The following is a 24,213-nucleotide window of genomic DNA, read 5'->3' as shown; positions in this document are numbered from 1 at the left end:
CTTCAGCCCCACCAACCTCCTCAGCCCCAGCTTCTCCGTCCCCTGCCGCCTCGGCCTCTGCGTCCACCCCCGATCCCACTCCCACCCCCGACCCACCCCACTCCCACCCCCGACCCCCGCCGCTGGCTCATCCTCGGCATCGCCTCGGCGGCCCAGTTCCTCGCCGTACTGGACCTGATCGCCGTCACCATCGCCTTCCCCGCGATCGGCCGGGACTTCGGTTCGGCGTCCGCCGCGCAGCTCTCCTGGGTCCTCAACGGCTACACCGTCGTACTCGCCGCCCTCCTGGTCCCGGCCGGCCGGATCGCCGACGAAACGGGCCGCCGCCGCAGCTTCCTGACCGGCATGGTGCTCTTCGGCCTGGCCTCCGTGGGCTGTGGCGCGGCGCCGACCCTCACCGTCCTGATCGCCGCCCGCGTCGTCCAGGGCATCGCCGCCGCCGTACTGATCCCCACCTCCCTGTCCCTGGCGCTGCCCGCCTTCCCGCCGCGTGAACGCGCCACCGCCGTCGGCGTCTGGACGGCGGTCAGCGCGCTGGCGGCCAGTTCGGGCCCGGTGATCGGCGGGCTGCTGGCCGCCGCCGACTGGCGCTGGATCTTCCTGATCAACGCGCCGGTCGTCCTGGTCGCGGTCGTCGCGGGCGTACGTTTCCTGCCCGTCTCCGTACGGGGCGAGCGGCGCCGCCCGGACCTCCTGGGGACCGTGCTGGTCCTGCTGTGCACCGGCGGCCTGGTGACCGCCTGCGTCCAGGCGCCCGAGTGGGGGTTCGCCGCCCCCGGCACCCTCGCGGTGCTCGCGGCCGGCGTCCTGGCGGGTGTGCTGTGCGCGGTACACGTACGCCGGGCCGCGCGCATGCACACGGCCGCGTACGTACGTAAGACCGGCGGCGTACGCCGCGACGCTCCCGAACCCGTGATCCACCCGGCGCTGTTCCGTACGCCCGGATTCACCGCCGCCACCCTCGGGCTGCTCGCCTACTTCGTCGCCTATTCGGCCATGACCCTGGGCACCACCTTGTGGTTCACCGACGTCCGGCACTACTCGACGCAGCAGGCGGGCCTGGCCATCGTGCCGTGGCCGCTGACGGTCCTGGTGGTCTCGGGTTTCTCGGGCCGGATCGTACGGGCCGTGGGCGAGCGGGCGACCGCCCTGTTCGGCGCGCTGTGCTTCGTCGCCGCGCCCCTGTGGTGGCTGGTGGCGGGCGGCGACGGCGCGCACTACGCCGTCGGGCACCTCCCCGGCCTGGTCCTCGCCGGACTGGGCACCGCCCTGTACCAGCCGGTGATGTTCGCCGCGACCGGCCGTCTCCCGGCCGACCGGCTCTCGCTGGGCTCCGGCGTCCTGATGGTCTCCCGGCAGGGCGGTACGGCGCTGGGCGTGGCGGCCCTGGTCGCGGTCACGGGCTCCCGGGTCACCGCGGGATCCCTGCACGCCGCCTGGGTGCTCGTCGCGGTCCTGGCAGCGGCGGCGGTCCTGGCGGCGGCCACCCTGAGCAAGCCCACGACGCCGCGCGAACCCCAGGCGGCGCCCGAGTCCGAGCCGTCCCCCGAGCCCGCGACGCCGCGCCGGCTCGCAGCGCCGCCCGGGCCCGGCACGGTGTGAGGCGTGAAGCGGGTGCGGTGCTTGGCACACACGCCCCGCCGCCCGCTCTCGCTTCAATGCGCCGCACACCGAGTGATCACGCCCCGGCCCGGCCAGGATGGGGGGATGGGATATCACGTCGACTCCGAGGCCGGGCGGCTGCGCCGCGTCATCCTGCACCGGCCCGATCTGGAGCTCAAGCGGCTCACGCCCACCAACAAGGACGCGCTGCTCTTCGATGACCTGCTGTGGGTGCGCCGCGCCCGCGCCGAGCACGACGGCTTCGCGGACGTCCTCAGAGACCGCGGGGTGGAGGTGCACCTCTTCGGGGACCTGCTGGCCGGGGCGCTGGAAGTCCCCGAGGCACGCGAGCTCGTCCTGGACCGGGTCTTCGACGAGAAGGAGTACGGCCCGCTGGCCACCGGCCACCTGCGGGCCGCCTTCGAGGAGCTGCCGGTCGCGGAACTGGTGGAGGCCCTGATCGGCGGCATGACCAAACGGGAGTACCTGGAGCGCAACCCCGAGCCGACATCGGTGCGCTTCCATGTGATGGAGCTGGACGACTTCCTGCTGGGGCCGCTGCCCAACCACCTGTTCACCCGTGACACCTCCGCCTGGGTCTACGACGGCGTGGCGATCAACGCGATGCGCTGGCCCGCCCGGCAGCGCGAGACGGTCCACTACGAGGCGATCTACCGCTATCACCCGCTCTTCCGGGACGGCGGTTTCAACGTCTGGTCACAGGGCCAGGCGGACTACCCCTCGACGATCGAGGGCGGCGACGTCCTGGTGCTCGGCAAGGGGGCGGTGCTCATAGGGATGAGCGAACGGACCACCCGCAGGCCGTGGAGATGATGGCCCGCGGGCTGTTCGCGGCGGGGTCGGCCCACACGATCGTGGCGCTGGACATGCCCAAACGCCGCGCTTTCATGCACCTGGACACCGTGATGACGATGATCGACGGGGACACCTTCACGCAGTACGCGGGGCTGGGCATGCTCCGCTCGTACACCATCGAGCCGGGTGCGGGCGAGCAGGAACTGAAGGTCACCGACCACCCGCCGGAGCACATGCACCGGGCCATCGCCGCGGCGCTGGGCCTGGACGGCATCCGGGTCCTGACGGCCACCCAGGACGTGCACGCGGCCGAGCGGGAGCAGTGGGACGACGGGTGCAACGTGCTGGCCGTCGAGCCGGGGGTGGTGGTGGCGTACGAGCGCAATGTGACCACCAACACCTATCTGCGCAAACGCGGGATCGAGGTCATCACGATCCCCGGGAGCGAGCTGGGGCGGGGCCGCGGGGGCCCGCGCTGCATGAGCTGTCCGGTGGAGCGCGATCCCGTGTAGCCGGGTGGGAGGGACGGCAGGGGCAGGCCCCGTGGCGGACGGGCCCGCGGACCGGTAAACCTGTGGGCCCGGCCCCGCATGACCGTGAATAGTGATGCAGGATATCGTATAGACTTCCAGTCGTTCTTGGCCCCGACCCACTCCGCCCCGACCCCACTCCCCCGACCACCTAGGAGCCCACCCATGGCGATAGACCTCACCGGCCGCCACTTCCTCAAGGAGCTGGACTTCAGCGCCGGGGAATTCCGCCGACTGGTCGAGCTGGCGGCCGAACTGAAGGCCGCCAAGCGTGCGGGCACCGAGACCCCGTACCTCAAGGGGCGCAACATAGCCCTGATCTTCGAGAAGACCTCGACCCGCACCCGCTGTGCCTTCGAGGTCGCCGCCGCCGACCAGGGCGCCTCGACCACCTACCTCGACCCGTCGGGGTCGCAGATCGGGCACAAGGAGTCGGTGAAGGACACCGCCCGGGTCCTCGGCCGGATGTTCGACGCCATCGAGTTCCGTGGCAGCGCCCACCAGGACGTCGAGGAGCTGGCCCGGTACGCGGGAGTGCCCGTCTTCAACGGGCTGACCGACCAGTGGCACCCGACCCAGATGCTCGCCGACGTCCTGACCATGACCGAGCACCTCCCGGGCCGGCCGCTCGAAGAGATCACTTTCGCCTATCTGGGTGATGCCCGGCACAACATGGGCAACTCCTACCTCGTCACGGGCGCGCTCCTCGGCATGGACGTACGCATCGTGGCGCCGCAGGAGCTGTGGCCGGACGAGGCCGTCGTCGCCGCGGCCCGCCGGCTCGCCGGGGAAAGCGGGGCGCGGCTGACGTTCACCCCCGATGTGGCCGAGGGCGTGCGCGGCGCGGACTTCGTCATCACCGACGTGTGGGTCTCGCTGGGCGAGCCGAAGGAGGTGTGGGACGAGCGGATCGCACTGCTCCGCGACTACGCGGTCACGATGGACGTCCTGCGTGCCACCGGCAACGCGGACGTGAAGTTCCTGCACTGCCTGCCCGCCTTCCATGACCTCGGTACCGAGGTTGCCCGTGAGGTGTACGAGCGGCACGGCCTGACGTCACTGGAAGTGACCGACGAGGTCTTCGAGTCCGCGCACTCCGTGGTCTTCGACGAGGCGGAGAACCGGCTGCACACGATCAAGGCGGTCATGGTCGCCACGATGGCCGGTCTGCGCGCGGCTTCCTGACCGCGTCCCCTTCAGCAGGACTCCCCAGCCAGGGCCCCCGGCCCCCGACCGCAACCGGCTGCATACTCATACGCCCCAATGAGCGATCATGCAGTCCCGGCGGTTACCATCGACCGACGTACGGGCCCCGGGCAGCCACCCCGCCCCCCGCTCGGTGCGCGGACCACCCCGCCGCGCACACCCGCACCACCAGAGAAGAGAACCACCCCATGCGCCCCAGCGGCCCGCGCATCAAGTCCCCCGATCTCCTCCTCGCCGAGTCCGGCGGCGACCTCGAAGGCCACGGCCTCAAGCGCACCATGGGCCTCTTCCAGCTCGTGTGCTTCGGCATCGGTGCGATCGTCGGCACCGGCATCTTCGTCGGCCTGTCCGGCACCGTCGCCCAGGCCGGCCCCGCCGTCCTGCTCTCCTTCGTGCTGGCGGCCGTCACCTGCGTCTTCACCGCCTTCTCCTTCGCGGAGCTGGGCGGTGCCATCCCGGTGTCCGGCAGCTCGTACTCCTACGCGTACGCCACCCTCGGCGAGCGCACGGCCTTCCTCGTGGGCTGGTGCCTGCTGCTCGAATACGGCATATCGGTCTCGGCCGTCGCCGTGGGCTGGGGCCAGTACCTCAACGAACTGCTGGACAGCCTCATCGGATGGCAGCTCCCGGCGGCCCTCTCCAGCCCGCCCGGGGACGGCGGCGTCATCAACGTCCCGGCCGTGGTCGTGATGCTGCTGGCCGCGCTGCTGCTGGTCCGCGGCATCCGTGAGAGCGCGCGGGCGACCGCCGCGATGGCCGTACTGAAGATCGCCGTGCTGATCCTGTTCGGATGCATCGCCTTCACCGCCTTCCGGGACGGCAACCTCACCCCCTTCGCCCCCGAGGGCGTCGCCGGGGTCACCTCCGGCGCCTCGCTGGCGTTCTTCTCCTACATCGGCTTCGACGCGATCACCACGGCGGGCGAAGAGGTCAAGAACCCCCGGCGCAACATCCCGCTCGCCATCATGATCTGCATCGGCGTCGTCACGGTCCTGTACTGCCTGGTGGCCCTGACCGCCATCGGCGCGCTCGGCGCCGGCCAGGTCGGCGACAAGCCCGCGGCCCTCTCCCTGGTCGTCGACCGGGTCACCGGCTCGGCCGTCGGCGGCGGGATCATCGCCTTCGGCGCGGTCGTGGCCATCGCCTCCGTCGTCCTGGCCGTCATGTACGGGCAGACCCGCATCCTGATGTCGATGTCCCGGGACGGACTGGTGCCCCGGGTCTTCGAACGGATCTCCCCGCGGACCTCCACGCCCGTCGCCAACACCTGGATCGTCGCGGTCGTCTTCGCGGTGCCGGCCGCGGTCGTCCCTCTGGACGTCGTGATGAACCTGACGACCATCGGGACGCTGGCCGTCATGGCCGTCGTCAACGTGTGCGTGATGGTGCTGCGCCGGACCCGGCCCGACCTCCCGCGCCGCTTCCGTGTCCCGCTCTTCCCCGTCAGCCCCGTGCTCGGCATCGCCTTCTGCCTCTACCTGATCTACGGGACGGGTCCGGCGACCTGGCTCCAGTTCGCCGCTTTCCTGGTGGCGGGGTCGCTGGTCTACTCGGCGTACGGGCGCCGGCGCTCCCGGCTGGCGACGACCGCAGGCGCGGACGGGTCCCGGGCCGAGCCCCTGGACGGGTCCCCGGTCGCGTCCGGGGACGAGTCCCCGGAAGGGGCACCCGCCGGGCCGCCGGTGGCCGCGGTCAGCTCCGCGCCCGGCCCGGGGCGAGGGTGAACCAGGTGGCCTTGCCCCGGTCGGTGACGCGGCAGCCGGAGGCCGAGCTGAGGGTACGTATCAGCAGCAGGCCGCGGCCGTTCTCGGCGTAGGGATCGGGGCGGGGCAGGGGAGCCCGGGGGTCCAGCCCCTCCACGGGGGACGGGTCGGCGTCGTGCACCTCCACCTGGCAGCCGGTCGGCCGCAGTTCCACGACGAGTTCGATGGGCGTACGGCCGGCGGTGTGTTCCACGGCGTTGGCGACCAGCTCCGCGGTCAGCAGCTCGGCGGTGTGGCTGTCCGTCCCCGTACGGATGGCGCCGCCCGGCGTGCCGCCTCCCCGGGCGCCGTACGCACCCCCGCCCTCGCCCTCGCTCCCGCTCTCGCCTCCGCCGCCGTGCGCCAGCGCCTTGCGGATCAGGGCGCGGGCGATCGGGACGGCGGCCGTGGTGTGCGGCAGGGCGATCCTCCAGGAGGCCATGGCGGAAGGTTTCGGCACAGCGCTGATCCGTTCGCGAGGGTTCCGGGTGGGGTTATGGGGGTCCCCCCACCGTACGAAGGCGGCCGGGGCGCGGTGGAAGGCGGGGTCCCCTCGGCTCCCGCGCGCGTCCACGTGTGTCCGCGCGCGTCTCCGTATGTCCCGTGTGTCCCACCTGCGTGCTGCCTGTGCCCCACCTGTCGCCCCACGCGCGTCCCTGCCGGGCCGGCTCCACGGCGTACGCATCCGGCTCTATCGCGTACTCGTGACGACAGTCACAGACCGGTGATAACTTCGAAGGGCAGCGACAGCGACCGTCCAGGCACCCGCCGACCGTCCGGCTGAAGGGGGCAATCAGCCCATGAGCCCGTTCACGGGATCCGCCGACACCACCACCACATGGCAGCACATCGACGTGACCAGGGAAGACGGCGTCGTCACCGTCACCCTCGCCCGTCCGCACAAGCTCAACGCCCTGACCTTCGAGGCTTACGCCGACCTGCGCGACCTGCTCGCGGAGCTGTCCAGGGAGCGGTCCGTACGCGCCCTCGTCCTGGGCGGCGAGGGGCGCGGCTTCTGCTCCGGCGGTGACGTCGAGGAGATCATCGGCGCCACCCTGGGCATGGACACCGCGCAACTGCTGGACTTCAACCGGATGACCGGACAGGTCGTCCGGGCCGTGCGTGAGTGCCCCTTCCCGGTGGTCGCCGCCCTCCACGGGGTCGCCGCCGGAGCCGGCGCGGTGCTCGCGCTGGCCGCCGACTTCCGCGTCGCCGACCCCTCCACCCGCTTCGCCTTCCTCTTCACCAAGGTCGGACTGTCCGGCGGCGACATGGGGGCGGCGTACCTGCTGCCGCGGGTGGTGGGTCTGGGGCACGCCACCCGCCTGCTCATGCTGGGTGACGTGGTCCGCGCGCAGGAGGCCGAGCGCATCGGGCTGATCAGCGAGCTGACGGAGGAGGGGCGGGCCCACCAGGCGGCGCACGCCCTGGCCCGCCGGCTGGCCGAGGGGCCGGCCCTCGCGTACGCCCAGACCAAGGCGCTGCTCACCGCCGAACTGGACATGCCGCTGGCCGCGGCCGTCGAACTGGACGCCGCCACCCAGGCCCTGCTGATGAACAGCGCCGACTACGCCGAGTTCCACGCCGCCTTCACCGAGAAGCGGCCCCCCAAATGGCAGGGGAAATGAGGACCGGTGCCGCCCTGCGGGTCGCCGTCATCGGGGGCGGACCGGGCGGCCTGTACGCCGCCGCCCTCCTCAAACGCCTCGACCCGCGCCGGGACATCACCGTCTGGGAACGCAACGCCCCCGACGACACCTTCGGCTTCGGCGTCGTGCTCTCCGACGAGACCCTCGGCGGCATCGAACACGCCGACCCCGTCGTCCACCGCGCGCTGCGCCGGGAGTTCGTCCGCTGGGACGACATCGACATCGTGCACCGCGGAGTGACCCTCACCTCGGGCGGACACGGCTTCGCGGCCCTGGGCCGCCGCCGGCTGCTGGCCGTCCTGCACGAGCGCTGCCGGGACCTGGGCATCCGTCTGCTGTTCCGGACCCCGGCGCCGCCCGCGGCCGAACTCGCCGCCTCCCACGACCTGGTGGTCGCCGCCGACGGGGTGCACAGCGCCACCCGCGCCGCCCACGCCGACGTCTTCCGTCCGAGCCTGACCACCCACCGCTGCCGCTACATCTGGCTCAGCGCCGACTTCGCCTTCGACGCCTTCCGCTTCGAGATCGCCGAGACCGAGTACGGCGTCGCCCAGCTCCACGGCTACCCGTACGCCCGTCGTACGGACTCCCGCCGTACGGACTCCCGCCGTACGGACCCCCGAGGCCCGGACCTCGGCCCCGCCCCGGGAGACGCTACGGGCGCCGACGCCAGCACCGTCATCGTCGAGATGCGCGAGGAGGTCTGGCGGCGGGCCGGCCTGGACCGCAGTACGGAACGCGAGTCGGCCCAGTGGTGTGCCAAGGTCTTCTCCGACGCCCTGTACGGACAGCCGCTGCGCACCAACAACTCCGCCTGGACCGCCTTCCGTACGGTCGTCAACGAGCGCTGGTGGCACGGCCGTACGGTCCTGCTCGGCGACGCCGCCCACACCGCCCATTTCTCCATCGGCTCCGGCACCAAGCTCGCCGTCGAGGACGCCCTCGCCCTCGCCGCGTGCCTGGAGGAGCACGCGGCCCTCCCCGACGCGCTGGCCGCGTACGAGGCCGAGCGCCGGCCCGTCGTGGCCTCCACCCAGCGTGCCGCCCGCGCCAGCCTGGAGTGGTTCGAGAACCTGGCGATGTACCTGGACCAGCCGCCCCGCCGGTTCGCCTTCAACCTCCTGACCCGCAGCCGCCGCGTCACCCACGACAACCTGCGGCTGCGCGACCGGGGATTCGTGGCCCGCGTCGAGGAGGAGGCCGGCGTACCGCCCGGCACGCCGCCCATGTTCACGCCCTTCGAACTGCGCGGACTGACCCTGCGCAACCGCGTGGTGGTCTCCCCGATGGACATGTACAGCGCCCCGGACGGCGATGGCACCCCCGGTGACTTCCACCTCGTCCACCTCGGCGCGCGGGCCCTGGGCGGCGCCGGACTGGTGATGACGGAGATGGTCTGCGTCAGCCCGCAGGGCCGTATCACCCCGGCTGTACGGGACTGTACGCGCCCGGACACGAAGCGGCCTGGCGCCGTGTCACCGACTTCGTACACACCCAGGCGCCCGGGACCGCGATCGGCGTCCAGCTCGGCCACTCCGGCCGCAAGGGCTCCACCCGCCTGATGTGGGAGGGCATCGACCAGCCGCTGCCGGAGCACAACTGGCCGGTGGTGGCCGCCTCCCCGATCCCGTACCGCCCCGGTGTCAACCAGGTCCCGCACGCCCTGACCGCCGCCGAACTGCGCACCGTGCGCGAGCAGTTCGTACGGTCGGCGCAGGCCGCCGCGCGGGCCGGGTTCGACCTGCTGGAACTGCACTGCGCACACGGCTATCTGCTCTCCGGTTTCCTCTCCCCGCTCACCAACCACCGCCGCGACGCCTACGGCGGTGACCTCGCCGCCCGGCTGCGCTACCCCCTGGAGGTCTTCGACGCGGTACGGGAGGTGTGGCCGGCCGAGCGGCCCATGACGGTCCGCATCTCCGCCACGGACTGGGCCGAGGGTGGCACGACCTGCCAGGACGCGGTGGAGATCGCGCGCGCCTTCGCGGCGCACGGCGCGGACGCCCTGGACGTCTCGACCGGGCAGGTCGTGCCGGACGAGCGCCCCGACTTCGGCCGCTCCTACCAGACGCCGTTCGCCGACCGGATCCGCAACACCGTGGGCGTTCCCGTCATCGCGGTCGGCGCCATCTCCTCCTGGGACGACGTCAACTCACTGGTCCTGGCCGGGCGCGCGGACCTGTGCGCGCTGGCCCGCCCGCATCTGTACGACCCGCACTGGACGCTGCATGCCGCCGCCGAGCAGGACTATGCCGGGCCCGGCGCGCCGTGGCCGCTCCCGTACCGGGCGGGCAGCCGGACCCCTCCCACGGGCCGTACGGACGCGCCGCGACCGCGGCTCTCCCTGCCGCGGTGACATCTGGCCCGGTGACGTGTGGCCGCGGTGACGCCCGGCCCTCGCCGCCGGTTGGTCCCGGACCCGCCATTCCGGAGCCGGTACTCGGCATACCGGAGTCGGTACCTGGCATACCGGACCCGCCGCTCCGGACATCGGACAACGAAGGTACGGACCATTCCGTATTGGGGCGGCGGGTTCAGGCGTGGGGCAGCGGCTTTTTCGCGTCGAATGGGGCACTAAGCGGCGCCCGGCATTCAATTCGACGGAAGGGGGCAGCCGTTCGAGCCACGGCCGGAATGCGAAAAGGAGTTTTCCGCCGATCGGCCTGCCGGACGCGCGGCGATTCGGGCGGAAAAAACGGGCTGGTCGTACTGTTCCACCGCTATGTCCACGCGGAACCGGCCCGCGACGTCATGGCCGCGCGGCGTGGCCCGCACCCAGCAGGGCGCGTCCAGCTCGCCGTACCGCTCGAAGGCGCACTCCATCTCCACCGGCAGGACGAATCCGGGGCCCGCCGTGGCCTGCGCGGCCTGCCGGGCGGCCTCCACCAGCAGCATGCCGGGGGTATGGTCCACGGGGTGGTCGAAGAGCACGGGGTGTGCGGTGTCCACCCTCAACTGCCACAGATGCGGCCGGCCGGTGGGGGAGAGCACCACATCGGCCGTACGGTCGCGTGCGACCAGCGGCGGCAGCAGCGGCTCCGGCGGGGGCAGCCGCCGGGCGTAGGCGTGCTCCAGGTCGCAGTACGCGCCGCGCAGCCGGCGGTAGACGGCCGGGCTGTGGCAGGAGAAGTCCAAGGTGGCGGTGGCCAGTTCGGCCCCGTCGCGCAGGACGCGGTAGCGCTGGCGGGCGCCGGCCAGCCGGGCGCCGCGGCGCACCAGGTCCTCGTCGCGCACGTGCAGCTCTATCTCGGCGGGGGTCGCGGACGTCCGCAGTGCTTCGGGGGCCAGGCGGTAGCGCATGTCCTGCCAGATGATGGAGTTCTCCAGCGGCACCCCGTGGGCCACGTGACTGAGCAGGATGCCCGCCTGCCGTATGGTCTCGACCAGCAGCACCGGGTCGTGCAGGCCGCCGGCCGGGCCGTAGAAGCTGTGCGCCCGCGGCCACTGCGCGCCGACCACCCATGTGTCGTCCCCGGCGTACCCCCAGTCGGTCAGGAACACCTCGGACAGCGCGGCCCGGTGTACGTACTCGCGGGGCACCGTCGTCGTCAGCGGCGGCATGTCCAGGACGCGGGGACGGGACGGCACACGGCCGGCCCGGCGGCCGGCGGTGTCGTGCGGCGCGGCGAGGGCTGCGCTGGTCATCCGGATTCCCTCCCTGGTGGGTAGAGCTCAGCGGCCCGTGCCCATGGACGCGACGGCGGACCGACGGCGGACCGACGGCGACCAAGATACAGACCAGCCGGTTTGTTTTCCAGTCCGTGCTGCCTGATTTTCAGGGGGGAGGCCACAGGGGCGGAAGCGGGTGAACAGCCGGGCAGGAGCGTGAAGGGGCGCCGGAGGCGGACTCAGGCGGCGGTCTTGTGCGGCCTTCCCTGGGGGTCGACATGCGTCATGGCGCCGGGGGAGGCCAGCCCGGGGAGGATGTGCTTCCACAGCGACGTCACCCGCGCGGGCAGGTCCTGGCGCCCCGAGGCCGCCAGCGAGAAGAGCTGCACGCCGGTGTAGGAGGACACGAAGAACTCGGCCGCCTTGGCGGGGTCCACCGAGGGCAGCAGCTCGCCCCGTCGGCGTGCCTCGCCGAAGATCTCCGTCATGATGTTGATCCACTCCTGGTACGGCACCATGGGCGTGTCGCTGAAGGTCGTCTCCACCGCGATCCGGGTGCCGGCCTGGAGCAGCGCGTCGTCCCGCAGGGCGATGGCCACCTCATGGGTGAAGTCGATGGCGTCCTGGAGGCGGGACTCGGTCTCCTTGGGGACGAAGGGGTCGGTCTGCTCCTCGATGACGGCCCGCGCCAGGGCGTCCTTGGAGGGGAAGTGGAAGTACAGGGCTCCCTTGGTCACCCCGGCGCGCTGGATGATCTCGGCCATGGTGGCGGCTCCGTAGCCGCGCTCGCCGATGACCTCGGCCGCCGCTTGGAGGACGGCGCGTCGTGTGCGCAGTGCACGTTCCTGCTTGACCACCGGTCACCCTCCTTCTTCTGTTCTGTCGTGAACGTCGCTCTCGCGGAACCTCGGGCCGGCATCCGCGGTGATCCCCCCGAGCTTGACCCGCAGTCTATTTTCGCGGCTCGAAATAAGCCAACCACGCGGTATTGAAAAGTGGTTGGAAAGGGCTGCCGAGGCCGGTTTTTCCGGCCGTCACGGCGCCTGTTTTACTGCCCCCATGACTGATGATCGGCGAATGCTCGACGGCAAGACAGTGATGATCACCGGGGCCTCCAGCGGGATCGGCGCGGCGGCGGCCCGCCTGTTCGCCGCCGAGGGCGCCGCGGTGGTGCTCTTCGCCCGGCGCGAAAAGCTCCTGGAGGCGCTCGCCGAGGAGATCGGGGCGAGCGGCGGGCGGGCCGTCGCGGTGGCCGGCGATGTCATCCGCAAGGGTGACGTGGAACGCGCGGTCACCACGGCCGTGGAACGCTTCGGCCGCCTGGACGGCGCGTTCAACAACGCCGGCTACGGCACCGTCGGCACCAAGCTGCACGAGATGGACGACGCCGACTTCGACTACGTCATGGACGTCAACGTACGCGGGGTGTGGAACTGCCTGCGCTACGAGACGGCCGCCATGCTGGAGACGGGCGGCGGGTCCATCGTCAACACCTCCAGCGTCGCCGGCGTACTGGCCACCGGCGTCGGCGCCCCGTACATCGCAGCCAAGCACGCCGTCATCGGCCTGACCAAGGCCGCCGCCTCCGAGTACGCCGAGCAGGGCATCCGCGTCAACGCCCTGGCGGTCGGCAACACCCGCACCGAACTGCTCCAGGCGGCCCTGGACGCGACGCCCGGCCTGGAGGAGACCTTCCTCGCCCGGGCGATCCAGCAGCGGCTGGCCGTCCCGGCCGAGGTCGGACAGGCCGCGGCCTGGCTGCTGTGCGACCGCTCCTCGTTCATCACCGGCGCCACGGTCCCGGTCGACGGCGGCTGGACGGCGATCTGACCGTGCGACCCCGCAGCTCCCACGGTCCCGGCGGAGCCGTTCCCGCCACCCACCGTGAGATACGTCTGGTGAGCCGCCCCGAGGGCGCGCCGGGCGCCGGACACCTCGCGGCCGAGGAGGTCCCGGTGCCCGAACCCGGCCCCGGCCGGCTTCTGGTCCGCAACCGGATCATGTCCGTCACCGCCGCCATGCGCACGATGATGACCGAATCCGATCTCCCCATGCCCGCCTTTGTGCCGGGCCGGGCACTGTGGGGCCCCGCGGTCGGCGAAGTGGTCCGAGCCTCCGGCGGCGGCTTCGCCCCCGGTGATCTCGTCGTGCACCCCTACGGCTGGCGCGAGTACGCCGTCGTCGAGGAGGAGCGGGCCCACCACGCGGACCCGGCGGTGCTCCCCGACCCCGCCGCGTACCTCTCCCAGGGCGCCACGGCCTGGGGCGCGCTGACCCGTACGGCCCCGGTGCGCCCAGGGGACACCGTGTTCGTCACGGGGGCGGCCGGCGGGGTCGGCGCCATGGCCGGACAGATCGCCCGCCGGCTCGGCGCGCGGCGGGTGATCGGCAGCACCGGCTCCCCGCACAAGGCGGAACGGCTGCGTACGGAGCTGGGCTACGACGACATCGTCGTGCGCGGCGCCGGGCCGGCCCTGGAACAACTGCGCCGGGCGGCGCCCGAGGGCGTCGACGTCCTGCTCGACACGGTGGGCGGCGAGCAGCTCGCGGCGGCGCTGGCGGTGGCCGCGACCGGCGCCCGGTGCGCGCTGGTGGGCGCGCTGACCGCTCAGTTGGGGGGTGCCCCGGCAGCCGTACGGGTGGACCCGGCACTGATGGTGGCCCGCCGGATCACGCTGGCGGGCTTCTCCCGGCAGGACCACCCGGACCTGCCCGGGGAGTGGGCGGCGGAGTTCGGGCGGGGCCTGCGGGACGGCTCCCTGGTCTTCCCCCACGTCCGGCTGCGCGGCATCGCACAGGCACCGCGCGCCCTGTTCGAGCTGACGGAGGGGCGGCACATCGGTTCCGTACTGGTCGAGGTGTGAGGGCGCCGGGGCCGGGCTGTCCGAGCGGTGGACAACTCCGGTCGGCCGACGCGCCGTGCGCACCTTCTATCCGCTCACGACCTGTACGCCCCTGATCCCCCGTTCTGCTCGCACCGTGCCCCCGCTTCCCGTTTCACCGGTCGTGACCGAGAGGTCATGACCGGTCTGTTGTGACCGACCGGTCGGCGGCCCGGTGTCCGTGCCGTGCCGTGACGGAGGCGGTACGGGCGGCGGCGGCCCGTACGGCGGGAGCGAGTAACGCCGTGGCGGAACCGGTCGCGGAACCGGTCGAAGAGATGTCGGACGCCTTGGGGGCGGGTGCTTTGGGCGCGGAGGCCCTCGGGGCGCCGGCCGGCGCCCTGCGCACGGCCGGCCCGGATCCGCCGGCCGGCCCGCCGGTGTCCGTACCCGCGGCCGAGCCCGTACGCACAGCCGTACCCGTATCCGTACGCGCACCTGTACCCGTAGCCGTACGCGCGACCGCGCCCTTCCGTGCGTCCCCGGGGCCCGGGCCGGCGACGGGGGCGGCGTCGGACCCGGAGCCGGGCGCTTCGGAGCCGGCCGCTTCGGAAGGCGGCGCCCCGGCGTGCAGCAGCAGGCTCCACATATCGGTGATGACGTCCTTGTCCCACCATGTCCGGTCGTCGTGCCCCAGATGCAGCAGCCCCACCACCAGCGAGGTCACCAACTGGGCGATCCGCCGGGGGTCGGCCTCCGGGGGCAGCCGCCCGGCGTTGCGGTCGGCCGCCGCCTTGTCCAGGAAGAGCGTGTACCACCGCTGCTCCAGGTGTGCCTCGTCCATGTCGCGGGCGGTCTCCGGGCGGAGCTGAAGTCCGGCCCGCATCACCACGTCGGCGTCCACCCGGCCGAGCAGTGCGATGGCGAAGTCCCGTATGGCGGTCCGTGCGGGGTGCGGGGACCGTACGAGTGCCTCCTCCAGCTCCCGCAGGGTGCCCAGCGCCTCGTCGCGCACGGCGAGCGTGAGGTCTTCCTTGGAGCTGAAGTGGAAGTAGAGGGCTCCCTTGCTCAGTCGTGCCCGGCGGCTGATCTCCACCATTCCGGATGCGGGCACCCCCTTCTCGATGAAGGTCTGTGCCGCCGAGCGGATGAGCGCCTGGCGGCTTTGGATGGCTCGATGCTGAGTCGGCACGGTGTCCGTCCTGTCTCTAGTCCGGCTACGAGCGCCCGTAGTCTACATACAAACCAACCGTGCGGTTCTCAAAATGCCTCTGACCGGCCATCCAGGTGCACCCATGTTCCCGTGAGCGGGCGGAATGCCGTAATCCAAGGGTTGTTGAGGAGTTAACCGGTCCGGTGGGGCTCCGTAATTGTTGGCCCAGGGCTACCGGAGCGTCGCCCTGCGCATTGACAAACAGCGCAGGCGGTTTTTAAATCTGCGGAGGCGAGTAACGGGAAGTGTCTCTTCCGGCGATGCCACCTCGACGGCTGCACGTCACCAGGAAGCGGTGGCGTACCACGGCGAGTCCGCCTCTTCCTTCGGGTGTCCTCGACACGCTGCCCATGTCCGAGGGCGTACGAACCCCGATCGGACCCATAGATCCACAGATCCAGAGGAAATCGGAAAGGTGTCGAGCAATGCGTGAGTCACTGGAAGTCGGCGTACGTCCTGGAGGCGCCGTGCGGGGCATGAGCACAGAGACGATCAAAGCCGCCATCTTCGATCTCGACGGAACCCTCGCCAACACCCGGCCGGCCATCAGCCGCCTGCTCGTCAAGGTCGCCTCCGAGCAGGGCCGCGCGGTCACCACCCGACAGGCCGCCTCCGCCATGGGCAAGCCGCCGGGCACCGCCTTCGGCCAGCTCCTGGGGATGCCGGAGGATCATGACACCGTCCTGACCGCCATCTCCCGCTACCGCGAGCAGTTCGCCTGCGAGGTTCTGGGCGAAGGTCCCCAACTGCTCTTCCCCGGCGTCGCGGCCGGGCTGTCCGCGCTGCGCGCCCACGGCATAGAACTGGCCGTGGCCACCTCCAAGGCCACGCGCAGCGCCGAAACCCTGCTCGAAGTGATGGGCATCCGCGACCTGCTCGGGCCGGTCGTCTGCCAGGACGTGGTCCGGCGCGGCAAGCCGCACCCGGAGCTGGTGCTGCGGGCGGCGGCGGAGGTCGGGGTGCCGCCGTGGGAGTGTGCCTATGTAGGGGACACGGTGGGGGACATGCGGATGGCGGTGACGGCCCGCATGGAGCCGATCGCCGTCACGTACGGCGTCGGCAGTTTCGGTGAGCTCGCGGCCGTCGCCGGGACCCGGATGTGCAGCTCCTTCAAGGACGTGGTCTCCACCGTCGCCGCCTCCCGGCCGCGCCCCATGGCGGCCGTCGGGGCACAGCCGCGCAGGCGCTGACCGCTGCGGGGGCGCTGACTGCTGCCGAGGGCCGAGGGCCGAGGGCCGAGGGCCGAGCGCCGCCGGCCGCTGACTGCTGACCGGTGCCGAGGGCCGGCCGCCACCGCCCGCCGCCGAACCCCGGGGCGTCTCAGCAGCCGTCCACCACCTCACGTACGAACTCGGCGCCCGCCGCCCTGAGTTTGCCGTGCAGCCGGCCGAACACCTCCGCCGCGCGCCCGCCCGGCCAGCCCTCCGGCAGGAGGGGAGAGGGCAGACCGGGATCCGCGTACGGAAGCTGCCGCCAGGCGTCCAGAGCCGGCAGATAGTCGCGGTAGGCGGCCTCGGGGGCCCGGCCCGCCGCCGGGACCAGCGGCGCAGCACCGGTTCGTGGACGTCGAGGAAGGCCCGGTGCCGCGCGGCGATGCTCTCCAGGTCCCACCAGCGCGCCACCGCGTCGGCGGTCGCCGCGAACCCCGCGTGGGTGCCCTTGAACAGATCGACGTACGAGGCCAGCCGCAGCCGCTCCAGGGTGTGCCGGGTCTCGTCGTACAGGGAGGCGGGGGCGATCCACACGCCGGCGCCGCGGCGCCGAAGCCCAGCCGGGCCAGGCGGGAGCGCAGCAGGTGCCGCTTGTGGCGCTCCTGCTCGGGAACGGAGAAGACGGCCAGGACCCAGCCGTCGTCCGGCCGGGCCCCGGGCCGCCTGTAGATGCGCCGGTCGCCGTCCTCCAGGAGCTGACGGGCGGCTTCGGAGAGCGCGTACCCGGCGGCCCCGCTCTCCGTACGCGCCGCGAGGAGCAGGCCACGGCGCTTGAGACGGGAGACGGCCGAGCGCACCGACGGCGGATCCACGCCGAGCACGCCCAGCAGTCTGATCAGCGCCGCGACCGGCACGGGCTCCGGCGAAGCCGGCGTGCCCGCCGCCCCGCCAGGCGTCTGCGGCCCCCGCACACTGCGCCCGTACGCCCCGTAGAAGGTGACGATCAGGGACCTCGGGGTCCGCTGCGTGTTCTGGTCGCTCACGTGATCGGCCCCTGCCTAGTAGTGCTGTGACCTGCGCAGGTGGGGCGGCCCGCCCCCTGTGACGTGATCGTATCCAGCCCCGGCGGCGAAGGCCCGCCGTTCTCCTCATCCTTCCCGCGGTCCTGCCTGCCCTCAGCCCGTCAGCGTCGGGTAGTCGGTGTACCCGCGGTGGTCCCCGCCGTAGAAGGTCTCGCGCCGGGCCTCGTTGTAGGGGCCGCCCGCCTTGATCCGCTCCGGCAGGTCCGGGTTGGCCAGCCACAGCGCCCCGAAGCTGATCGCGTCGGCCAGCTTCTCCTCCAGCGCCTCAGAGGCGGCCTCGACAGTGAGCGGCCCGGGCTCGCGGTGCGGATTGAGGATGAGGGTACCGGGCCACTCGGCGCGGACCAGCTCCGTCAGCTCCCGGGTCGCCATCTCCAGGACGTGGACGTACGCCAGGCCGTACGGCGCCAGCGCGCGCATCAGCGCGGTGTAGATCTCCGCGGCGTCGTCCTCGACGACCCCGTTGATCCTGACGCCGGGCGAGATGCGGATACCGACCCGCTCGGGGCCGATGGCGTCGCTCACGGCCTGCACGACCTCCACCGCGAACCGGATACGGTTCTCCACCGACCCGCCGTAGGCGTCGGTCCGCCGGTTGCTGCTGCCCGCCAGGAACTGCTGGATCAAGTAGCCGTTGGCGCCGTGCAGTTCCACCCCGTCGAAGCCCGCCTCCATCGCGTTGCGCGCGGCGCTCACGAAGTCCTCGGTCGTCCGTGTGATGTCCTCCAGGGTCATCTCACGCGGTACGGGGTGGTCCAGCATGCCCTCGGCGGTGTAGAGCTGCTCACCCGAGGCGATCGCCGAGGGAGCCAACGGCAGCGCGCCGTCCGGGTACAGGGTGGGGTGCCCGATCCGCCCCGCGTGCATGAGCTGGACGAAGATCCGCCCGTCCTTGCCGTGCACCGCGTCGGTCACCCGCCGCCAGGCCGCTACCTGCTCCGCGGAGTGCAGACCGGGCGTCTGGATGTACCCCTGGCCGATCACACTGGGCTGGGTGCCCTCGGTTATCAGCAGCCCGGCGCCGGCCCGCTGCGCGTAGTACTCGGCGGTCAGCTCGCTCACCAGCCCGCCGTACGCCCGGCTGCGCGTCATCGGAGCCATCACCATACGGTTGGCCAGCTCCAGCTTGCCGACCGTCACCTTCTCGAAAAGCTTCACCGCTGATCTCCTGGTAGTGCGTTCTCGTGCTTCGTGCTTCGTGCTCTCTGCTTCTTGCCGGTCACGAAAGTACGAACGCGGCTACTGGCGGCGCATCAGTGGCGTTTCGGTACTTCTCCCGTAGCGCTACGGGCCGGCTCGTTCCCGGCGGTGTGACGGGTGTCTCCTGGGCCCACGTCAACCGCGATGAGCTGCGGGCATACAGAGGATGCATAAGAGATGCAGAAGAGCGGCTTGCGGGAAAGAAGGCCGCTGTATGTAATTCCCGCGTTCACAGTTCACGCGTGCGCTTCGAAGGCGCATGTTGGTTGCAGGGCGGGGAATGTACAAAACTCACCCGGCGGGAAATCTTGCCGGGCCACATCAGGCGATCGACGAGTACGGGGCCGGTTCCGGCAGGTCACGGAGCATCGGTGGAACCCACGCCCACCACACGGTGTTGGAGGCGTCGCTCGCCGAACGGCCCCGTAAGGAAGCCGCCCCGGCCTTTCCCGCGAAATACGGATCGAACGATGCGACTCCTTCGAATCCTTTGAGGTCTCTGCTGCGCCTGCACAACGAGAGCGAACAGACGGCCAGGGCCACCGGGCCGGCCGGCAACTTCCCCAACGGTCGCCAGATCATTGCCGAAACGGACTTGGAGCCCCTCGGATGAGCGCCACACAGACAATAACCACCCCTGAAAAGGACGACACCCGCAGCAAGTTCATCCCGCTGCTGGCGCTGGGCACGTTCGCGCTCGGCGTGGACGCCTACGTGATGGCCGGACTGCTGCCCCTGGTGTCGGCGGATCTGCACATCTCGGCGTCGTCGGCCGGCCAGATGGTCACCGTCTTCACGCTCTGCTACGCGCTGGGCGGGCCGGTCTTCGCCACCCTCCTGGCCGCCCGGCCGGCGAAGGTGGTGCTCGGCGTGGCGCTGGTGGTCTTCACCATCGGCAATGCCTTGACCGCCGTTGCCCCCAGCCTGTGGGTCCTCCTGATCGCCCGCGCGGTCGCAGGCATCGGAGCGGGTGTGTACTCACCCTTTGCCGCCGCCACGGGAGCGGGCCTGACCGCTCCGGAACGGCGTGGCCGCGCGCTCGCCACCGTCATGGGCGGCCTGAGCATCGGCACCGTCATCGGTGTCCCGGTCGGCATGCTGCTCGCCTCTCACATGGGGTGGCGCGGCACGCTGTGGCTGATCACCGCGCTGGGCGTGGTCGCGCTGATCGGGATCACGCGGCTGCCGCAGGTCGCGGTGAGCCCGCCGCCGCCGCTGGGCCGGCGCGTGCGCGCCCTGGCCGGCGGCCGGGTCGCCGGCATCGTCTCCGTCTCGCTGCTCGGCGGTATCGCCAGCCTCGGTCTGTACACCTACCTCGCCGAGTTCGTCGTCGACGCCGCGCACACCGATCAGACGGTCTGGGCCATGTGGGCCTGGGGCGCGGGTGGCATCATCGGCAGCCTTGTGATCGGCCGCATCGTGGACCGCACCGGCCGGCCCTTCTCCGCGGTCGCCTGGATCCTGGTCCTCGTCGTGGCAAGCCAGCTCGTCCTGCCCGTCGCCGCTCACACCGCCGTGGCGCTGGCTGCCGTCCCGCTCGTGATCTGGGGCGCGGCCGGATGGGCCATCCAGGTGCCGCAGCAGCACCAGCTCATCGCGGCCCAGCCCGAACAGGCCACGGTCGCCGTCTCGCTCAACAGCTCCGCCGTCTACCTCGGCAGCGGCCTCGGGTCCGCGCTCGGCGGCGTGGTGCTGGGCCTGGGCGTGGCTGCGGGCTCCCTGCCGTACTACACGGCCGCGCTCACCTTGGTCGCGCTGATCCTGCACCTGACCGTGGTGCGTGGTGCCGTGCGGCGCGGGGGAGGTGCCGTTACGGCACCCTGAGCCGGGAAGGCAGCCGCAACTGGCTAGTTTGTTCCCCATGGAAATCGGTTTGCATCACCTGCGGTGTTTCCTCGTCCTGGCCGAGGAGCAGCACTTCACCTGGGCCGCTGATCGTCTCGGTATCTCCCAGCCCACCCTCAGCCGGCACATCCAGCGCCTGGAGGCGGAGCTGGGCCGGGCCCTGGTGGACCGCAGCACCCGCCACCCCCGCCTCACCGCGGACGGGAGCCGGCTGCAGGCCGATCTCCAACTCCTGCTGCCCCAACTGGAAACGGTTCTCCAGCCCCCGAGCCGCAGTCCTCACTGCGCCTGGGCTACGCCTGGGGTTTCCCCCTCCAGCGTGGCCGTCGAGCGAGCGCCACGCTGGAGGAGCAGTACCACGTCCTCGTGCAGACCGTGCGCCGGGACGACCCCGCCACCGGACTGCGCGAGGGCTCCCTCGACGCGGTCCTGCTCTGGGGGACCGTCCGCGATCCGCGCCTGGTCACCACCGAGATCCTGCGGGAGCCGCGTATCGCAGCGGTCTCCCGCAGCTCCACCTTGGCCGTGCGTGACCGTGTCACCTGGCGCGACCTCGGGCGTCGCTGCATCATCGTCAACACCGTGAGCGGCACGCTCACCCCGCAGGACTGGCCGGCCGATGCCACCCCCGAGATCGGCGTGGAAACCTCCAACCTGGAGGAGTACCTCCACGCCGTCGCCGCCAGACGCGGTGTCGGTGTGCTCCCGGTATCGGTGGCCGCACAGTACCCCGATCCGGACATCCTGTATCTGCCGCTCACGGGCGCCCCGCCCGCCGTCCTCACCTATGCCTACCCGCGCACCAGCCCGCACCCCTACGCCGCGGCCTTCGGCCGGGTCCTGCGGCAGACGTCTCAGGCGTCGTCCGAGCGCAGGACCGCGGACAGCTCGCGCCGCGACCCCACGCCCAGCTTCGGGTACGCCTTGTAGAGGTGGTACTCCACGGTCCGGGTGCTCAGGAAGAGCTGGCCGGCGATGTCCCGGTTGCTGACCCCGGCCGCCGCCAGCCGTACGATCTGCAGCTCCTGAGCAGTCAGCCGGTCCAGGACGTCGGCCGCGCGGCCCGCGGTGATCTGCTCGCCGGTGGCGCGCAGTTCGGTGCGGGCGCGTTCGGCCCAGCAGGCGGCCTTGAGGCGTTCGAAGGTTTCCAGGGCGGACTTCAGGAGCGGGCGCGCGTCGGTACGCCGCCGCTGCCGCCGCAGCCACTCGCCGTAGCTCAGCTCGCTGCGCGCCCGCTCGAACGGCCGGCCCGTGTGCAGCCGTACGGCGGCGGCGAGCGGTTCCTCGGTGCCTTCGGCCAGTCCGCGGGCGCGCTCGGCGACCGCCCGGGCCCACGGCTGCCGGGTCGCCGTCGCCCAGGAGGTGAACTGTTCCAGCGGTGCTGCGGCGGGCAGCTCCGCCCGTACGGCGGCCTCGACGAGATCGGCGCTCATCAGCGCGGCGACCGACGGGTATCCGGGTGTCAGGCCGGTGACGTCCCGCAGGGCGCGTACCGCGTCCTGGTACCGCCCGTGTCCCAGGTGGAGCAGGCCCAGCGCGCAGCCGGCCGCCGCCGGGGGCGAGGCGGCGGCCAGTCGCCGGCAGCGCTCCTCGTCGCCCTCGATGGCGGCGATGTGGGCGAGCACCGCGTTCAGCGGGGCGATCTGGTGCTCCACCCCGGTACTGCGGGCGATGTCCTGTGCCTCGGTGACGCTGCCGGTGGCCTCCCGGTAGAGCCCGGCGGCCAACTGCGCCTGTGCGAGCAGCCGCAGCACCCTGGGCAGCGCGACGATCACCCCGTCGGCCCGGCACAGGGCGACCTCGGCGTGGGCGAGTTCGAGCGCCGCCTCGTCCTCGCCGCTCAGCAGCGCGGCGTCCAGGGCGGCCAGCCGGGGCGCGGGCTCACGCGGCGGCTCGGCCCGTACGGAGGCGACCAGTGCGGCCAGCGGCGGGAACGCCTCGCCGTAGCCGCCCTCGGCGAGAAGCGCCAGCGCGCGGGGGACGTTGACGCGCACAGCGGCGGCGTCCGCTTCCGGTTCCGGTTCCGGGCCCGGAACCGGCCGGGGACCCGGGCGTGCCTCTGGCCGCGTCACGGGCGCTGGTGGCCGGAGTTCCTCGTGCAGCAGGCCGGCCCGGCGCAGGGAGGGGAGGTCGCCGGCGGCCCAGGCGCTGGTGGCGGCGTAGCCCAGCAGGGTGGTACGGCGGTGCGGGGCCGCCTGCGCCGCGCGTGCCAGGAGGAGCTGGACGGCCTGGTGGGCCGGGCCCCGCTGCAACTCGATGTGCGCCTGTGCCTGGACGAAGGCCAGCTCGGCCAGGTGCGCCGGGTCCTCGGTCAGCCGGGCGGCCCGCTCGGCGAGGTCCGCCACCCGCTCGGGCTGCCCGGCGCGCAGCGCCGACCGGGCGCCCCCGGTCAGCCGCGTGCCCTGCCGTCGGGGGTCCGAGGTCAGCCTGGCGGCCTGCTCGTAGGCGTCGGCGGACGCCGCGTAGGCCGTACGGCGCCAGGCGTCGGCGGCGATCCGTTCCAGTTCGCCGGCGATCTCCTCGTCGGGGCCGGTCGCCGTGGCCGTACGGTGCCGGGCCCGCACGTACGGGTCCTGCGCCACGGCCGCCAGCGCCCCGTGCACCTCCAGCCTGCGGGAGAGCGGCGCCGCCTGGTAGGCGGCCGACCGCACCAGGGGATGCCGGAAGCGGACCGTGCCGGCGCAGACGGTGACCAGGTCCGCGGCCTCGGCGCGGGCGAGGTCGGCGGCGTCGTAGCCCAGTTCGGGCGCCGCCCGCAGTACGGCGGTGAGGTCACCGGCCGCCGCGGCGGCCACCGTCAGCACCAGCCGGGTGCGCTCCGGCAGACCGGCGATCCGGCGGCGGTACTCGGTGGTCACCCGCTCGCTGACCGGCAGCGGCGCGAACACCGAGGGGGCTGCGCGCAGTTCGGCCAGGGCGAGCGGATTGCCCTCGGCCGCCTCGATGATCGCCGCCCGCTCCGCCGGGGCCGGCCGTGGCTCCCGCTCGTCCAGTACCCGGCGCTGGGCCTCGGCGTCCAGCGGGCCCAGCGGCAGTTCGGGCAGACCGGGTGCCTCGAAGCCGTCCCGTGCGGCGAAGATCATCACGACCGGGTCGGCGCCGAGCCGGCGGGCGGCGAACAGCAGCGCGTCACCGGAGGCGCGGTCCAGCCACTGCGCGTCGTCCACCAGGCAGAGCAACGGCCCGCCGGCGGCCAGCAGATTCAGGACGGCCAGACCGATCAGGAACCGGTCGGGGGCGTGCCGGGCGGGGTCCGCGGGGGTGGCGGAGGCGGCGGCCGGTGCGGCCGGGGCCGTACGGCCGAGGGCGATGTCCAGGGCCTGTGCCTGGGCCCGGGGCAGCGGCGCCGGCGTCGGTGTCGGCGCCGTCGGCGGTCCGGGCCGCGGCGCCGTGCCCGGCGGCGGCAGCGCCCGGGTCAGCAGATGGATTCCCGCGTACGGCAGGTCCTGCTCGGCCTCCAGGCCGGCGAGCCGTACGACGTTCATGGGAAGGGTGGAAGCGGCAGCGGGGCCCCGGGCCGGAGCGGCCCCGGCCAGCAGCGCGGCATGGTCCAGCAGCGTGGTCTTGCCCATTCCCGGCGTACCCCGCACCACCAGTGCCCCGCTACGCCCCTGCCTGCCCTCCTCGACCAGCCGCGCGATCCGCGCGAGTTCGGTGTCCCTGCCGTGCATCACCTGCAGAAGATATCGGACGCGTGTCTTCACACCCCCGCTGACCAGCGGTTGCGGCAGTGCACGGACCGGCCG

The 24,213-nt window shown here is 72.5% G+C and carries 15 protein-coding genes and 4 pseudogenes; 12 read left to right on the top strand and 7 right to left on the bottom strand.

The features are described from left to right. The first annotated feature begins 42 nt into the window (after positions 1-42). From KGS77_RS07710 to KGS77_RS07695, 4 genes and pseudogenes are all read left to right on the top strand, one after another. Positions 43-1,602, top strand: a complete 1,560-nt coding sequence (locus KGS77_RS07710; protein WP_347404579.1) for an MFS transporter — start codon at positions 43-45, stop codon at positions 1,600-1,602. 105 nt (positions 1,603-1,707) lie between these two features. Next, positions 1,708-2,930 (top strand): annotated as a pseudogene (locus tag KGS77_RS07705) (arginine deiminase). A 183-nt stretch (positions 2,931-3,113) separates the two neighbouring features. Then, positions 3,114-4,133, top strand: coding sequence for an ornithine carbamoyltransferase (argF, locus tag KGS77_RS07700; protein ID WP_242579711.1), 1,020 nt, complete (start codon positions 3,114-3,116; stop codon positions 4,131-4,133). Between the two features lie 209 nt (positions 4,134-4,342). Then, positions 4,343-5,878: an amino acid permease gene (locus KGS77_RS07695; protein ID WP_242579709.1), complete on the top strand. Its 1,536-nt coding sequence runs from the start codon at positions 4,343-4,345 to the stop codon at positions 5,876-5,878. On the opposite strand, the gene KGS77_RS07690 is transcribed toward KGS77_RS07695, so the two are convergent. After that, the gene (locus KGS77_RS07690) at positions 5,847-6,338 is read right to left on the bottom strand and encodes an ATP-binding protein (RefSeq protein ID WP_242579707.1); all 492 of its coding nucleotides are present in this window, start codon (positions 6,336-6,338) and stop codon (positions 5,847-5,849) included. The genes KGS77_RS07695 and KGS77_RS07690 overlap by 32 nt on opposite strands. A gap of 358 nt (positions 6,339-6,696) precedes the next feature. Between KGS77_RS07690 and KGS77_RS07685 the strand changes: the two genes are divergently transcribed. Then, positions 6,697-7,524, top strand: a complete 828-nt coding sequence (locus KGS77_RS07685; protein WP_242579706.1) for an enoyl-CoA hydratase family protein — start codon at positions 6,697-6,699, stop codon at positions 7,522-7,524. Then, positions 7,509-9,901: pseudogene (locus KGS77_RS07680) on the top strand (FAD-dependent monooxygenase). Before KGS77_RS07685 ends, KGS77_RS07680 begins: the two are co-directional and overlap by 16 nt. A 236-nt stretch (positions 9,902-10,137) precedes the next feature. On the opposite strand, the gene KGS77_RS07675 reads toward KGS77_RS07680, so the two are convergent. Further along, positions 10,138-11,190, bottom strand: coding sequence for a ScbA/BarX family gamma-butyrolactone biosynthesis protein (locus tag KGS77_RS07675; protein WP_242579704.1), 1,053 nt, complete (start codon positions 11,188-11,190; stop codon positions 10,138-10,140). Between the two features lie 203 nt (positions 11,191-11,393). After that, complete coding sequence (locus KGS77_RS07670) at positions 11,394-12,011, bottom strand: ScbR family autoregulator-binding transcription factor (protein WP_242579702.1); 618 nt, start codon at positions 12,009-12,011, stop codon at positions 11,394-11,396. A 202-nt stretch (positions 12,012-12,213) separates the two neighbouring features. Here KGS77_RS07670 and KGS77_RS07665 point away from each other — a divergent pair, with 202 nt between their 5' ends. Together KGS77_RS07665 and KGS77_RS07660 are read left to right on the top strand one after the other, a co-directional pair. After that, a complete protein-coding gene (locus KGS77_RS07665) occupies positions 12,214-12,984 on the top strand; it encodes a glucose 1-dehydrogenase (RefSeq protein ID WP_242579700.1) in 771 nt (256 codons plus the stop codon). Positions 12,985-13,049: 65 nt separating this feature from the next. Continuing rightward, the gene (locus KGS77_RS07660) at positions 13,050-14,018 is read left to right on the top strand and encodes an NADP-dependent oxidoreductase (protein ID WP_277994317.1); all 969 of its coding nucleotides are present in this window, start codon (positions 13,050-13,052) and stop codon (positions 14,016-14,018) included. A 154-nt stretch (positions 14,019-14,172) separates the two neighbouring features. Here the strand turns inward: KGS77_RS07660 and KGS77_RS07655 are convergent, their stop codons facing one another. Further along, positions 14,173-15,168, bottom strand: a complete 996-nt coding sequence (locus KGS77_RS07655; RefSeq protein WP_242579697.1) for a TetR/AcrR family transcriptional regulator — start codon at positions 15,166-15,168, stop codon at positions 14,173-14,175. A gap of 497 nt (positions 15,169-15,665) precedes the next feature. On the opposite strand from KGS77_RS07655, the gene KGS77_RS07650 reads away from it, so the two are divergent. Then, on the top strand, positions 15,666-16,379 hold the full coding sequence (locus KGS77_RS07650; protein WP_242579696.1) for an HAD family hydrolase: 714 nt from the start codon (positions 15,666-15,668) through the stop codon (positions 16,377-16,379). 130 nt (positions 16,380-16,509) lie between these two features. Here KGS77_RS07650 and KGS77_RS07645 read toward each other — a convergent pair. Next, a pseudogene (locus KGS77_RS07645) lies at positions 16,510-17,383 on the bottom strand (PaaX family transcriptional regulator C-terminal domain-containing protein). Positions 17,384-17,515: 132 nt separating this feature from the next. Continuing rightward, a complete protein-coding gene (locus KGS77_RS07640; protein ID WP_277994200.1) occupies positions 17,516-18,580 on the bottom strand; it encodes an alkene reductase in 1,065 nt (354 codons plus the stop codon). Positions 18,581-19,231: 651 nt separating this feature from the next. Here KGS77_RS07640 and KGS77_RS07635 point away from each other — a divergent pair. The 3 genes and pseudogenes from KGS77_RS07635 to KGS77_RS07625 all read left to right on the top strand — a co-directional run bounded on the left by KGS77_RS07635 (position 19,232) and on the right by KGS77_RS07625 (position 21,397). Next, positions 19,232-20,446 carry an MFS transporter gene (locus KGS77_RS07635; RefSeq protein ID WP_242579695.1) on the top strand — a complete coding sequence of 405 codons (1,215 nt, stop codon included), beginning with the start codon at positions 19,232-19,234 and terminating at the stop codon, positions 20,444-20,446. Between the two features lie 43 nt (positions 20,447-20,489). Beyond that, a pseudogene (locus tag KGS77_RS34905) lies at positions 20,490-20,675 on the top strand (LysR family transcriptional regulator); the annotation flags it as partial. Between the two features lie 158 nt (positions 20,676-20,833). Further along, the gene (locus tag KGS77_RS07625; protein WP_242579694.1) at positions 20,834-21,397 is read left to right on the top strand and encodes a LysR substrate-binding domain-containing protein; all 564 of its coding nucleotides are present in this window, start codon (positions 20,834-20,836) and stop codon (positions 21,395-21,397) included. On the opposite strand, the gene KGS77_RS07620 is transcribed toward KGS77_RS07625, so the two are convergent. Beyond that, complete coding sequence (locus KGS77_RS07620) at positions 21,322-24,138, bottom strand: LuxR family transcriptional regulator (protein WP_242587341.1); 2,817 nt, start codon at positions 24,136-24,138, stop codon at positions 21,322-21,324. The genes KGS77_RS07625 and KGS77_RS07620 overlap by 76 nt on opposite strands. Positions 24,139-24,213: the final 75 nt, after the last annotated feature.

The organism is Streptomyces sp. MST-110588, assembly GCF_022695595.1.
Classification (GTDB): domain Bacteria; phylum Actinomycetota; class Actinomycetes; order Streptomycetales; family Streptomycetaceae; genus Streptomyces.
The sequence above is the reverse complement of the archived record's forward strand: the minus strand, read 5'-3'. Positions and strand labels throughout refer to the sequence as shown.

What these genes read in the sequence shown, in the direction of transcription:
- KGS77_RS07685 (WP_242579706.1), top strand. Translation starts at nt 6,697, where the DNA reads ATGAGCCCGTTCACGGGATCCGCCGACACCACCACCACATGGCAGCAC.
- KGS77_RS07695 (WP_242579709.1), top strand. Translation starts at nt 4,343, where the DNA reads ATGCGCCCCAGCGGCCCGCGCATCAAGTCCCCCGATCTCCTCCTCGCC.
- KGS77_RS07665 (WP_242579700.1), top strand. Translation starts at nt 12,214, where the DNA reads ATGACTGATGATCGGCGAATGCTCGACGGCAAGACAGTGATGATCACC.
- argF (WP_242579711.1), top strand. Translation starts at nt 3,114, where the DNA reads ATGGCGATAGACCTCACCGGCCGCCACTTCCTCAAGGAGCTGGACTTC.
- KGS77_RS07650 (WP_242579696.1), top strand. Translation starts at nt 15,666, where the DNA reads ATGAGCACAGAGACGATCAAAGCCGCCATCTTCGATCTCGACGGAACC.
- KGS77_RS07635 (WP_242579695.1), top strand. Translation starts at nt 19,232, where the DNA reads ATGAGCGCCACACAGACAATAACCACCCCTGAAAAGGACGACACCCGC.
- KGS77_RS07620 (WP_242587341.1), bottom strand. Translation starts at nt 24,138, where the DNA reads ATGCACGGCAGGGACACCGAACTCGCGCGGATCGCGCGGCTGGTCGAG.
- KGS77_RS07675 (WP_242579704.1), bottom strand. Translation starts at nt 11,190, where the DNA reads ATGACCAGCGCAGCCCTCGCCGCGCCGCACGACACCGCCGGCCGCCGG.
- KGS77_RS07690 (WP_242579707.1), bottom strand. Translation starts at nt 6,338, where the DNA reads ATGGCCTCCTGGAGGATCGCCCTGCCGCACACCACGGCCGCCGTCCCG.